Source organism: Crossiella sp. SN42 (genome assembly GCF_023897065.1).
Classification (GTDB): Bacteria; Actinomycetota; Actinomycetes; order Mycobacteriales; family Pseudonocardiaceae; genus Crossiella.
Genome location: NZ_JAMHIV010000013.1, coordinates 167027 through 179712, shown reverse-complemented (window position 1 = coordinate 179712; position 12686 = coordinate 167027). Strand labels below are relative to the sequence as shown.

The 12686-nt window shown below is 73.6% G+C and carries 12 protein-coding genes; 8 read left to right on the top strand and 4 right to left on the bottom strand.

Annotated features, from left to right (window positions below; genetic code table 11):
• Window positions 1–30: 30 nt before the first annotated feature.
• Window positions 31–1974, top strand: a complete 1944-nt coding sequence (locus tag M8C13_RS17505) for a translation factor GTPase family protein (protein ID WP_252481676.1) — start codon at window positions 31–33, stop codon at window positions 1972–1974.
• Window positions 1975–2246: 272 nt separating this feature from the next.
• On the opposite strand, the gene M8C13_RS17500 is transcribed toward M8C13_RS17505, so the two are convergent.
• Window positions 2247–3914 (bottom strand): trypsin-like serine protease, encoded by a 1668-nt coding sequence (locus tag M8C13_RS17500; protein WP_252481675.1) that lies wholly within the window; start codon window positions 3912–3914, stop codon window positions 2247–2249.
• A 193-nt stretch (window positions 3915–4107) separates the two neighbouring features.
• Here M8C13_RS17500 and M8C13_RS17495 point away from each other — a divergent pair, with 193 nt between their 5' ends.
• The 3 genes from M8C13_RS17495 to M8C13_RS17485 all read left to right on the top strand — a co-directional run bounded on the left by M8C13_RS17495 (window position 4108) and on the right by M8C13_RS17485 (window position 5991).
• Window positions 4108–4884: an alpha/beta fold hydrolase gene (locus M8C13_RS17495; protein ID WP_252481674.1), complete on the top strand. Its 777-nt coding sequence runs from the start codon at window positions 4108–4110 to the stop codon at window positions 4882–4884.
• Window positions 4885–4946: 62 nt separating this feature from the next.
• Window positions 4947–5318 carry a DUF6292 family protein gene (locus M8C13_RS17490; protein WP_252481673.1) on the top strand — a complete coding sequence of 124 codons (372 nt, stop codon included), beginning with the start codon at window positions 4947–4949 and terminating at the stop codon, window positions 5316–5318.
• Window positions 5319–5391: 73 nt separating this feature from the next.
• A complete protein-coding gene (locus M8C13_RS17485; RefSeq protein ID WP_252481672.1) occupies window positions 5392–5991 on the top strand; it encodes an EF-hand domain-containing protein in 600 nt (199 codons plus the stop codon).
• Between the two features lie 84 nt (window positions 5992–6075).
• Here M8C13_RS17485 and M8C13_RS17480 read toward each other — a convergent pair whose 3' ends face one another.
• The 3 genes from M8C13_RS17480 to M8C13_RS17470 are packed head-to-tail and all read right to left on the bottom strand — an operon-like array spanning window position 6076 to window position 8338.
• Window positions 6076–7707, bottom strand: a complete 1632-nt coding sequence (locus M8C13_RS17480) for an ATP-dependent DNA helicase RecQ (RefSeq protein WP_252481671.1) — start codon at window positions 7705–7707, stop codon at window positions 6076–6078.
• The gene (locus tag M8C13_RS17475) at window positions 7704–7991 is read right to left on the bottom strand and encodes a hypothetical protein (RefSeq protein WP_252481670.1); all 288 of its coding nucleotides are present in this window, start codon (window positions 7989–7991) and stop codon (window positions 7704–7706) included. The genes M8C13_RS17480 and M8C13_RS17475 overlap by 4 nt, the downstream gene beginning before the upstream one ends.
• An 8-nt stretch (window positions 7992–7999) precedes the next feature.
• Window positions 8000–8338 (bottom strand): hypothetical protein, encoded by a 339-nt coding sequence (locus M8C13_RS17470; protein ID WP_252481669.1) that lies wholly within the window; start codon window positions 8336–8338, stop codon window positions 8000–8002.
• Window positions 8339–8436: 98 nt separating this feature from the next.
• Here M8C13_RS17470 and M8C13_RS17465 point away from each other — a divergent pair, with 98 nt between their 5' ends.
• The 4 genes from M8C13_RS17465 (at window position 8437) to M8C13_RS17450 (ending at window position 12680) form a co-directional block, all read left to right on the top strand.
• The gene (locus tag M8C13_RS17465) at window positions 8437–9669 is read left to right on the top strand and encodes a cytochrome P450 (protein WP_252481668.1); all 1233 of its coding nucleotides are present in this window, start codon (window positions 8437–8439) and stop codon (window positions 9667–9669) included.
• 61 nt (window positions 9670–9730) lie between these two features.
• Window positions 9731–11734 (top strand): M6 family metalloprotease domain-containing protein, encoded by a 2004-nt coding sequence (locus M8C13_RS17460; RefSeq protein WP_252481667.1) that lies wholly within the window; start codon window positions 9731–9733, stop codon window positions 11732–11734.
• A complete protein-coding gene (locus M8C13_RS17455) occupies window positions 11716–12135 on the top strand; it encodes a hypothetical protein (RefSeq protein WP_252481666.1) in 420 nt (139 codons plus the stop codon). The genes M8C13_RS17460 and M8C13_RS17455 overlap by 19 nt, the downstream gene beginning before the upstream one ends.
• Window positions 12132–12680: a TlpA disulfide reductase family protein gene (locus M8C13_RS17450; protein ID WP_252481665.1), complete on the top strand. Its 549-nt coding sequence runs from the start codon at window positions 12132–12134 to the stop codon at window positions 12678–12680. Before M8C13_RS17455 ends, M8C13_RS17450 begins: the two co-directional genes overlap by 4 nt.
• The last annotated feature ends 6 nt before the right edge of the window (window positions 12681–12686 follow it).

The following is a 12686-nucleotide window of genomic DNA, read 5'->3' as shown; positions in this document are numbered from 1 at the left end:
GAGTCCCCCTCTACCTCAAGGACACGACGCTTGGCTTCGCACACGATCAACCTCGGCATCCTGGCGCACGTCGACGCCGGTAAGACCAGCCTCACCGAACGACTCCTGCACACCGCGGGGGTCATCGACCGGATCGGCCGGGTCGACCACGGTGACACCCAGACCGACTCCCTCGCGCTGGAACGCAGGCGCGGCATCACCATCAAGTCCGCCGTGGTGTCCTTCGCCCTCGGCGGGACCACGGTCAACCTGATCGACACCCCCGGCCACCCGGACTTCATCGCCGAGGTGGAGCGGGTGCTCAGCGTGCTCGACGGCGCGGTGCTGGTGGTCTCCGCGGTGGAGGGCGTGCAGGCGCAGACCAGGGTGCTGCTGCGCGCGCTGCGCAGGCTGGGCATCCCGGCGCTGATCTTCATCAACAAGACCGACCGGCGCGGCGCGGACCCGGCGCGGGTGCTGGGCGAGATCACCGAACGGCTCACCCCCTCCGTGGTGGACCTGGGCGCTCGCCCTGCCGACCGCCTGGTGGACGTGCTGTCCCGGCAGGACGACGCGCTGCTGGCCGACTACCTGGCCGACGAGCGCTCGGTGACGTGGCCCCGGCTGCGCGCCGCGCTCACCGAGCAGACCCGGCAGGCGCTGGTGCACCCGGTGTACGCCGGGTCGGCGATGACCGGGGCCGGGGTGGACGCGCTCATCGAGGGCATCCGCGAGTTCCTGCCCGCGGACACCGGCGATCCGGCCGCGCCGGTCTCCGGCACCGTGTTCAAGGTCGACCGCGGCCCGGCCGGGGAGAAGCTGGCCTACCTGCGGCTGTTCGCCGGGACCGTGCGCACCCGCGACCGCCTGGACTTCGGCCGCGGTCGCCAGGGCAAGGTCACCGGGGTCAGCGTGTTCGCCGACGGCACGGCCACGCCCGCGGATGCGGTGGCCGCGGGCCGGATCGGGCTGCTGCGCGGACTGGACGAGATCCGCATCGGCGACCCGGTCGGGCAGCCGCATCCCCGCTCCTCGCTCAGCAGGCAGTTCGCGCCGCCGACGCTGGAAACCGTGGTGCTGCCCAGGAATCCGGCCGATCGGGGCGCGCTGCACCTGGCGCTCAGCCAGCTCGCCGAGGCCGATCCGCTGATCAACCTGCGCCGGGACGAGACCCGCCAGGAGATCGCGGTCTCCCTCTACGGCGAGGTGCAGAAGGAGGTCATCGAGGCGACCCTGGCCGAGGAGTTCGGCATCGCGGTGGAGTTCCGGGAGACCACCACGATCTGCCTGGAACGCCCGGCCGGCACCGGCACGGCGGTGGAGGTGATGACCAAGGACAAGGAGGTCAACCCGTTCCTGGCCACCATCGGCCTGCGCCTGGAGGCGACGCCGCCGGGGTCGGGGGTGCGCTTCGGCTACGAGATCGAACTGGGCTCGCTGCCGCCGGCCTTCCTCAAGGCGATCGAGGAGACCGTGCACGAGACCCTGCGCCAGGGCCTGCACGGCTGGCCGGTCACCGACTGCGCGGTCACCCTGGTCCGCTCCGGCTACGCGCCGAGGCAGAGCCACGCGCACGCCACCTTCGACAAGAGCATGTCCAGCACCGCGGGCGACTTCCGGCTGCTCACCCCGCTGGTGCTGATGACCGCGCTGCGCCAGGCCGGGACCACCGTGCACGAGCCGCTGCACCGCTTCGAGCTGGACATCCCGGCCGACACCCTGGCCCCGGTCCGGGCCGCGCTCGCGCCGCTGGGCGCGGTGCCGAGGGAGACCACCGCGCACGGCGCCGCCTACCGGTTGACCGGGGACATCCCGGCGGCCGCGGTGCACACCCTGCAACGGCAACTGCCCGGCCTGACCCGCGGCGAGGGGGTGCTGGAGTGCGTCTTCGCCGGGCACCGGCCGGTGCGCGGACCGGTGCCGGAGCGGCCGCGCACCGACCACAACCCGTTGAACCGCAAGGAGTACCTGCTGTGGGTGCTGCGGAGGGTGTAGCCGAACGGCCGCTCTTGCCGACCGATCGGTGGAGGTGGCCGCCGGGCCGCCGCGCTGCTGCCGGGCCTGGGCAACGGGGGGCGCGCTGTGGGCGCAGCCGGACCGGGTGGACGCGCCGGAGGGCTGGACCGTGGTGGCCAACGGGATCCGCACCGGCGAGCGGACCGGCGGCGGGCGCACGGTGATCAGGCACACCACCCTGCACAGCGCGGTCACCGCCGTGCACCTGGACCGGGTGCGCCCGGCCCATCGCGGCCGGGCACGCCCATCGGTCAGTCCTGGAGCCCCGCGCCCCAGGAGTCCCGCTGGTGCGCCGCGCCGCCCGCGACGAACCACCAGTGCTCCAGACCGCCGTTGTCCCCGCGCGCGAACACGGTCAGCTCCTGCCCGCGGTACACCGTGACACTCGGCGTCGCGGTCACCCCGCCGCCCCAGGAGTCCCGGTGCAGCTGCCCGTCGAACCACCAGTGCTGCAAGCTGTTGTCGCTGCCGCGGGCGAACACGGTGAGGTGGTCGCCGAAGACGACCGCGGCCGGGTTGCCGCTGATGCCCAGCCCCCAGGAGTCGTGCCGCAGGCTCCCGCTGAACCACCAGTGCTTCAGCGAACCGTCCGTGCCCCTGGCGAAGACGGTCAGCTCGTTGCGGTAGACCAGCGCGGCCGGGTTGCCCAGGATGCCGGTGCCCCAGGTGTCGCTGTGCAGGCTGCCGTTGAACCACCAGTGCCGCAGGCTGTTGTCGCCGCCGCGGGCGAACACGGTCAGCTCCTCGCCGAACTGCGTGGCCACCGGATCGCCGGCCAGACCAGTGCCCCAGGTGTCGTGGCGCAGCTGGCCGTCGAACCACCAGTGCTTCAACGAACCGTCGGTGCCCCTGGCGAAGACGGTCAGCTCTCCCTTGTACAGCAACACTGTCGGGTCACCGGCCAGTCCCTCGCCCCACACGTCGTGGTGGAACCGGGTGCCGTCGTGCCACCAGTGCCGCAGCGTGCCGTCCGCGCCCCTGGCGAAGACGGTCAGCTGGTCGCGGTAGAGCACCGCGGCCGGTTTGCCCGCGATCCCCGCGCCCAGCACCTCCCGCTGGGTGGGCTGGCCGGGCGCATACCACCAGCGGTGCAGCTGGTTGTCGGTGCCGCGGCCGAAGAAGTTGAGCTGATCGCCCGCGGCCAGCGCGGCGGGGCCGTTGCCGGGACCGGGATCCGGGTCGTCGACGGCGATCCGCTCGCGCACCCAGCCCGCGAGATCGTCCACTCTGGACTCCACCGCCAGGTTGCGCTGCTCGGTCTCACCGAGGCAGCCGCGCTGCCAGGAGGTGTGGTGCACGGCCACCAGCTCGGCCCGGCCGTCCCGCTCGCGGAACGCGGGACCGCCCGAGTCTCCCTTGCACACACCGGTGTTCGCGCCGTCACCGGTGAGATCGACCGTGGTCGCGCCGACCGCGCTCACCGTGAACGGCGCGGCGTGCAACCGGTCCGGGGTCCACTCGGTGGCGGTGCGGCCGAACCCGGCCACGCGCACCTTCTCCCCCGCCGCCGGCGCCCCGCCGATCGGCGCCACCGGCACGTCCAGGACCCGGTGCGCCAGCTTGGCCAGCACCACGTTCCGGTCCGCGCGCGGCTCCAGGTAGGCCACGCTGAGGACCTGGCCGCCGGTCTGGGACAGCGCGGTCCGGCCGACCGTGGCCCGCGCGGGCCTGCCCGGCGGGCCGGGCCGCAGGGTCTCCCCCGGCTCGAAGGTGAAGCAGGAGGCGGCGGTGAGCACCCACTGCGGGTCGACGAGCGCGCCGGAGCAGGCGCGAGCCCCGTCGCCGGTGTCCAGCTTGACGGTGAACCGGTGGCCGCCGTCGGGCACCGGAGCGCCGCTGACCGCCTGCGCGGTCGGCGCGGCCAGCAGCGCGATCAGCACGGCGAGCAGTCCGGCGGGTAGCCGGGTGGTCGAGGACATGCGGGACTCTCCCCCAGTTGTTCGGTCAACGACCTCAACCTCGCACCCGCGGCCGGGGCGTGCAGCAGCCGCACGGCCGAACCACCAGCCACCAGCCGGGTGCGTGGTGACCAGTACTTCTGTCCTGCCCCTCGGTTTGGGCCGCGCCTGTCGGCGGTAGGCCTGCTTCGGGCAGACCGGCGGAGGAGGCGCGATGACCGAGCAGCCGTGGCGGGAGCGGTGGGACGAGGTGGCGGACGCCAGCGTGCGCAGCCTGACCGCGGGCGAGCGGGGCCCGGTGGTGGTGCTGGTGCCGGGGCTGGGCGCGCTGGGCTACCTGCACGACACCCTGGCCGGCTGCGGCGCGTGGGCCCGGGCCTTCCTGCTGGACGTGCCCGGCTTCGGCAAGCGCGGCCCGCTGGCCTGTCCGGCCGAACTGGGCGCGGTGGCCGAAACGGTGGCCGCCTGGCTGGACGTGCCGGACGAGCCGGTGGTGCTGGTCGGGCACTCCACCGGCGCGCAGGCCGCGTTGCGGGCGGCGGTGGACCGGCCGGACCGGGTGCGCTCCCTGGTGCTGCTGGGCCCGACCTTCCCGCCGGAGCAGCGCAGGCTGCCCGGACTCTTCCGCGGCTACCTGCACAGCTCCCGGCACGAACCGCTCGGGCTGCTCCCGGTGACCGTGCCCTACTACCTGCGCGGCGGGGCGCGGCAGGTCGCCCGGTTCGTCCGCTCCGCCCAGCGGGACCGGCCGGAACAGCTGATCACCCGCGTTGGCTGCCCGGTGCTGCTGGCCCGCGGCGAACAGGACGGCTTCGCCCCGCAGGACTGGGTCGACCGGCTCGCCGCCGCCGCACCGGAGGCGGTGTCCCGCACCCTGCCCGGCGCGCACGCCTTCCCCTACGGCCAGGGCGGCCTGACCTCCCGGTTGATCGCCGAGGCCGCACTGGATCGGAACAGTGACCTGCCGGGACCGGACGGGCGGTTGCGCTAGCCCGGTCCGGGTATCAGGCAGACACGCCGGAGGGCCCGGCTGGGCGAAGGGCGGCGGTCTGGATGGAGCTTCGGTTCGAGGACGACGACGAACCGGTGCGCGCCGCGCGCCACTACCTCCGGCGGGTCGCCGCCGCGCTCGGGTTGCGCGGGGACTGCCTGTGCGTGGAGCAGGAGCGCCCGGTCAGCGTGTACCTGCCACTGGAGGAGCGACTACCGGACTTCCCCGGCCGCGATGTCGCCCTGCTGTGGGCAGCGGACCGCGGCTGGGCGGTCGCGGTGGAGACCCGCTGCGGCGCGGACCTGGAGGTGGTGGCCCGCCTGGACGGCGAGCACCGGCCGCCGCCGCGCGCGGTGGCCGGCTGGGTGCGCCGCCTCTGCCACACGGGCGTGACGTTTCCGGCCACCCGCGCCGGTGGCACCGCGGCCCGCTGACAACACCGGATATCTAGGCTTCCCGGCCGGGTACGGCCGAATGCGTGCACCGTGGAATCACCCTGGTATGCCGATGAGCGGAAGCGGTTTACTCCAAGAGGAGTCAGCGACCGGGAGGCAGCACGTGAGCACCGAATCACCGATTCAGGACGCCAACCTCGGCAAAGCGTTCGACACGCTCGACATCACCAGGGACGGCATCATCACCGCCGAGGACTTCGACGCGCTGGCCACGCAGATGGCCGACCGGCTCGCACCGGGAGCGGCGGCACACCGCAGGGAGAACATCACCGCCGCCTTCCGCGGCTGGTGGGCGCAGATCGAACGGGACGCCGACTCCGATGGTGACGGACAGGTGAGCAGAGAGGAGTTCATCGCGGCCACCGAACGTGGCCTGGCGGAAAACCCGGATTATCTGGAACAGTCCTATCTGAAGGCCGCCGAATCGGTGTTCGAGGCGATTGACCGGGATGGCGACGGACAAGTCGACCGCGGGGAGTACATCGAGCTGTACCGCTCCGCGGACGTGGGTGACGACATCGCGGGCGCGGCATTCGACCGGATCGACCAGAACGGTGACGGCGTGATCGACTACGCCGAGTTCGTGGCGGCTCTGCGGGAGCTGTTCACCAGCTCCGATCCCGATGCCCCCGGGACGGGGCTGCTGGGCTGAACGCCGCGCGGTGACGGCCTCGCCCCGGCGCGATCCGCTATGGACGAGGCCGTCCGCCGGGCCGGCTGGTCCGCTCCTGTCGTCTCAGTCCGCCGCGCTGAGCAGGTTCCGCTCGCGCACGGCCGCCAGGGACAGCGTCCGGTAGCCCTGCTCGTCGAACAGCACGGTCAGCCGGTCCCCCTCGGCGGAGACCACCACGCCGTGCCCCCACTCCCGATGCCGCACCGCGCTGTTGGGCGGGAACTCCGGGTCTTCCGCCGGTCGCGGCTCGGCCACGCCGCTGAGGCAGTTGTCGCAGGCGCGGCAGCCGCCGTCGTGCGCTTCGCCGAAGTAGCCGAGCAGGTACTGGCGGCGGCAGCCGGTGGTCTCGGCGTAGCCGCTCATCATCCGCACCCTGGACCGCAGCAGCCGCTGCCGCGCTTCGGCCGTGGCCGTGGCCCTGGCCACCGCCTGCTCCGGGGTCAGCCCGGGGTCGGCGTACTCGACGTGGCCGTCCGCGCCGGTGTTCACCGCCCCGGCCTCCGCCAGCAGGTTGACCGCCCTGGTGCGCCGGGCAGGGGGCAGCTCCGCGGGCTCGCCGGGCGGCAGCGGGCCGTCGTGGTCCTCGATCGCCCGCGCCACCTCGGCCAGGGTGTCCGCCTGCGGCGGGCTGCTGGTCAGGAACCGTTGCAGGGCAGCGTCTTGCGGGCGGTGGAACAGGACGACCTCGGCGGGCTCGTCGTCCCGGCCTGCCCGCCCGATCTGCTGGTAGTAGGAGTCCACCGACTCCGGCATCGCCGCGTGCAGCACGAACCGCACGTCCGGCAGGTCGATGCCCATGCCGAAGGCCGAGGTCGCCACCACCACGTCCAGCTCGCCCGCGGTGAACCGCTCCTGCACCCGGTCGCGGTCGGCCGCCTTCATCCCGGCGTGGTACCCGGCGGCCCGGACCCCGGCCGCGGCCAGGTCGGCGGCGTACTGCTCGGCGTCCTTGCGGCTGGCCGTGTAGACCAGTCCCCGGCCGCGCACCGGCTCGGCCGCCCTGGCCAGCACCGCGGCCCGCCGGGCGGCCTCGTCGGCGCAGCGCCGCACGGACAGGGTCAGGTTGGGCCGGTCGAAGCTGGTGACCACCTCGCGGTGCTCGCGCAGGCCGAGCCGCTCCGCGATGTCCGCGCGCACCGGTGGGGCCGCGGTGGCGGTCAGGGCGAGCACCCTCGGCCGGCCGAGCCGGGCGATGACCGGGGCCAGCCGCAGGTAGTCCGGCCGGAAGTCGTGGCCCCAGGCCGAGACGCAGTGCGCCTCGTCCACCACGAACAGCGACACCCCCAGCCCGGCCAGCTCGGCCACCAGGTCCTCCTTGGCCAGCTGCTCGGGCGCGAGGAACAGGTACTCGGCCTCGCCCGCGCGCAGCGACCGCCAGGCCTGGTCCCGCTCGGCGGCCCGCAGCGCGGAGTTCACCGCCACCGCCGCCGGAGCCCCGCTGCCGGCGATGCCGTCCACCTGGTCACGTTGCAGGGCGATCAGCGGCGAGACCACCACGGTCGGCCCGGCCAGCAGCAGCGCGGGCACCTGGTAGATCGCGGACTTCCCCGCGCCGGTGGGCAGCACCGCGAGCACGTCGTGCCCTGCCATCAGCAACGCCATCGCGCGCAGCTGCTCCGGGCGCAGCTCCGGCCAGCCGAACTTCTCCGCGGCAACCCTGCTCAACTCGTCCTCATACCCGGCTGAGCTCGTCACCGGCGAACCCGCTCCCGCCGCCGCGGCCGAGGAGCCATGGCCGCCGTGCACCGGTGGCACAGCCGCAGCAGCTGATCCCGCGCCTCCTCAGACTGGGTCAGCCACACCGCGTCCGGCCAGACCACGTGCGGGAACGGCGCCAGCTGGGACCGGCGCAGCGCCAGCCCGCACACCGTCTGGTTGGTCCGCGGCCACCAGGCGTGCACGTCACCGGCGGGCAGCCGGACGCCGTCCTCGCCGGTCCACTCGCGGGAGGCCGCCACCGCGGCGAGTCCGGGAGCCATCGGCGCGGTCAGGACCGCTGGTGGCGGGCGGCCTGCTCGTGCACACCCTGGTGCGGCGGCGCGCTGGGTTCCGCGCCGGTGCCGGAGCCCACCGGGGATCCAGCACTGGGCGGCGGGGCCTGTTCCGGCTGCCGCCGCTGGTCGCCACCGGAGGGCTGGGCGCCGGCGTCCAGCTCGGCCAGCCGGGCGTCGAAGACGGCCAGCACGGCCGGCCGGTTCGCGTGCGCCGCCTCGTACTCGCGCAACGTGGCCAGCTGCGGCCGGTCCAGGGCCCGGATCCGGTGAACCAGGCTGCCCTGCGGCAGGTGGTCGTAGTCGGGCAGCGGCAGCTCGGCGTGCTCGGACATCGTCGCTCCTTCCCTGGTACGCGGTGCGTTCCGGCTACCCCCGCGCCGCCCGGACAAACGGCAGGAGTCGATCGCGGCACAGCGGGCACTCCCTGTCCATGCGACTTCTCCAGGCACCGCTGACGGACAACTCGGCCGCGCTCCTCGTCGAGGGCTACGCCTGGCTGCCGGACCGGCTGCGCCAGGCCGACGGCGCGGTCGTGCACACCCGGCTGATGGGCCAGCCCACGGTCTGCCTCACCGGTCCCGAGGCGGCCCGGTTCTTCTACGACGAGCACAACATCCGCAGGCAGACCGCCATCCCGGGGCCGGTGCAGAGCACCCTGTTCGGCCGCGGCGCGGTGCACACCCTGGACGGGGACGAGCACCGCTGCCGCAAGGACCTGTTCCTCTCCGTGGTCGGCCCGGACACCGCCGCCGACCTGGTCGAACACGCCACCACCTGCTGGAAGCAGGAGACCGGCTCCTGGCGCGGCGGCCAGCGGATCGTGCTGTTCGAGGCCGCCGCCAGGGTGCTCACCCAGGGCGTCTGCCGCTGGGCCGGGATACCGCTGACCGAGGCCGAGACCCCCGCCGTGGCCCGCGACCTGACCGCCATGGTCGACGGCTTCGCCACCCCCGGTCCCCGGCACTGGCGGGCCCGCCGCGCCCGCGCCCGCCAGGAGGAACGACTCGGGCAGCTGGTGACCCAGGTCCGCGCGGGCGCGGCGCCGGCGCTGCCCGGCTCCGCGCTGCTGGCCGTGGCCAGCCACCGGGACGCCGACGGGCAGCCGCTGGACCCGCGGCTGGCCGCGGTGGAGCTGCTCAACATCATCCGGCCCACCGTCGCGGTCAGCTGGTTCGTCACCTTCGCCGGGCACGCCCTGCACCGCTGGCCGCAGCACCGGGAACCGCTGCGCGCGGGCGAACCGGGCTACGCCACCGCCTTCGCCCAGGAGCTGCGCCGCTTCTACCCCTTCGCCCCGTTCCTCGGCGGCCGCGCCGCCCGCGACCTCACCTGGCAGGGCGAGGACATCCCGGCCGGGGCGCTGGTGCTGCTGGACCTCTACGGCCAGAACCACGACCCCCGGCTCTGGCCCGACCCCTACCGCTTCGACCCGGCCCGCTTCCTCGACCGCACGATCGGCGAGTTCGAGCTCGTCCCACAGGGCGCGGGCGATCCGCGCACCGGCCACCGCTGCCCCGGCGAGGCGTTCACCCTCGGGCTACTGGAGGCGCTGACGACCCGGCTGGCCCGGCTCGACTACCAGGTGCCGCCCCAGGACCTGCGGATATCGCTGCGCCGGGTGCCCGCGCTGCCCGCCAGCCGGTTCGTGCTGATCCCGGACTGAGCGGGACACAGTCCCTTCGGCGGCTGGGTTGCCCGCCAGGGGGTTCCTAGGATCCGGGTTCATGCAGCTACGTCGTCGTTTCCGGGTCAGGCGAACCGGAGCCCTCGTGCTGGCCGCCGCCCTGTCGGTGTCGGTGGCGGGCACGGCCGCCGCCGCGCCCGCCGGGTGGGGCTCGCCGGTCTCCCTCGCGCCGATCGACCCGCAGCAGTGGGAGAACCCCGCTGACATGACGTGGTCGGACTACAAGAAGCCGCCGGGCACCGACTGGGCGAACCCGGCGCGCAAGCCGACCAAGCGGATGTTCAAGGGCGCGCTCGTCCTCGTCGACTACCCCGACCAGCCCTTCGCGGTCACCCAGCCACCGAAGTCCACCGTCTTCGGCAACCCCACCCAGCTGGCCAACAACATCCCGCGCGCCCAGGTCGCGCAGTTCTACCAGGACTTCCTCAACAAGCCCGGCAAGATCAACAACGGGCACACCATCAACGAGTACTGGATGGAGGACTCCGGCGGCCGCTTCGGCGTGGACCTCAAGGCCTTCGGCGCGTACCAGCTACCCGGCAAGTCCTACGAGTACGCGATGGAGTTCCAGGGCTCCGGCGCCTGCCCGGCCGGGTCCAACTGCACCAAGGACCTGCGCACCGACGCCGGCAAGGCCTGGCGCGACGACGTCGGCACCGAGGTGCCCAAGGGCTTCGACTTCGTCTTCTTCCTCTCCGCGGGACAGGACGAGTCGGGCACCTGGCAGGAGTTCGGGCCGATGATGTTCGCCAAGAAGGAGGACGTGCCGGACTCCTTCGGCCCGCCCGACCCCAACCTCCCGAACTGGGCGAAGACCCGCTACGTGGAGTGGACCTCGTGGAAGGCCGCGGCCTCCATCTGGCCCAACGCCGGCGGCGGCTCCTCCACCCAGGCGGAGAGCTCGGGGCAGGGCGTGTACGCGCACGAGTTCAGCCACATCCTGGGCATCGGCGACAACTACAACAACCCCTTCGGCAACCCGCCGGTGCGCGCCTACAGCGGCCCGTGGGACATGCTCAGCCGCGGCACCTTCAACGGCCCCGGCGGCACCCACACCCGCTGGTTCATCCCACCGACGGCCGGGGCGTCCATGGGCGCGCAACACATGCTGCGCAACAAGATGAAGCTCGGCATCGTGGACGAGGCGCACGTGCTGCGGCTGGACCGCGGCACGCTGACCACCTCCGGCCTCGCGGTGGCCACGGTGACCGCCCGCGCGGCGCAGCCGGGACCCGGCGGGCTGGCCGGGATCAACGTGGTCATGCCCGGCGGGGACAAGGCCCCGGCGTGCAGCCAGGCCAAGGATCCGCTCTGCGACGGCCGCGGCTACCAGAACTACACCCTGGAGGTCGTGGACCGGATGGGGGCGGACTCCTTCACCCCGGACAGCGGCGTGCTGCTGGCCAAGACGAAGAACGCCGACGCCGCCCCGTTCAAGTGGGTCATCGACGCCAACCCGCAGGACATCAACCTGGTCGACTACTACAAGCCGGACGGCACCCCGGTGAAGGTCACCGTGGGCGACCCGCGCCAGCTGGCCGACGCGCTGCTCAAGGCGGGCACCGGGTCCAAGTCGATCTACGAGTACACCGACACCCACAACCGGCTGCACTTCTACGTGCTCGACATCAAGCGGGACGCCCAGGGCGTGCTCTCCTACACCGTCGCGGTCCGCTCCCTGGACGGCGCTGGCCCGCACACCCGGGGCGTCAAGCTGGACAACGCCCGCACCGGCTGGATCGGGCACCGCGGCGCGACCGCGTGCTCCTTCCCGCTGACCAACACCGGCAAGGCCAGTGGCAGCCCGGCCGCGCACCTGCGCTCGGACGTCTACCGGCTCAAGGCCGAGGTCAGCGGCGCGGGCTGGCAGGTCCAGCTGCCCAACGCCCTCGCGACGGCGAAGTTCGGCGAGAAGGCGAACGTGGCGGTCAACGTGGAGCGCACCACCGCGAAACCGGTCGAGCCCGCCACGGTCAAGCTGACCGCGACCTCGGAGTCCGACCCGAGCAAGACCGCGACGGCGACGTGCACCGTCCTGTCCTGATCCTGCTCACCGCACTGGTGGTGGCGGGCTGCGCGAGCACGCCCGCCCCCACCGCCGCGCCGGTGAAGCTGCTCGTCCGGGACGGGGCGATGCGCGAGGTGGGCGCCGAGTGCTCCGGCACCGGCGCCTACCAGGCCATCCACCCCAAGGCCGGCTTCCGCGTGCAGGACGCCGGGGGCAAGCGGCTGGCCGAGGGCACGCTGCCGCCGGGCAAGGCGGTCAAGGCCATCGAGGAGCAGCTCGACGTGCCGAGGGAGCCCACGTTCTGCCAGGTCGAGTTCACCGCCGAACTGCCTGCCGCCGACGGCTACCGGCTGCTGGTCGGCGACCTGCCGCCGATCGAGCTGGCCCGCGACCCGAGTCTGGGCGAGCGGGCGCCCCTGGTGGGATTGACCACGTGAGAACCGTCCTCGCCCTGCTGCTGGCGGCGCTGCTGGCCGCCTGCACCGCGGCCCCGCCGCCCGCGCCCGCGCGCGGCGGGGCCGCCGCCCTGCCCGGCCCGCTGCCGCCGGGGGTCACCTTCCGCCCGCCGCCGCCAGAAGCGGGTGCGGCCCCTGACTTCACCGTGCCGCTCACCGACGGCACCAAGGTCACCGCCGCCACGCTGTGGAAGGACCGGCCTCTGGTGGTGGTGTTCTTCAGCTCCTGGTGCGCCAAGTGCGGCACTGAGCAGCGCAAACTCACCGAACTGGCGAACACCTACCGGGACAAGGTGGCTTTCCTCGGGGTCGCCGCCAGGGACACCGAGGCCGACCTGCGCGGCTACCTGGAGCAACACCAGGTGCCCTATCCGGTCGGCCACGACGACCAGCAGCAGACCGTCGGCCGGAGCTACGCCGTGGCCGAACCGCCGCTGCTGGCCGTCATCGCCCCCGGCGGCACCCTGGTCAAGGGGCTGACCTCGGCGAACGCCGTGGAGACCGCGCTGAGGGAGCTGCTGGGCTGAGCCGCG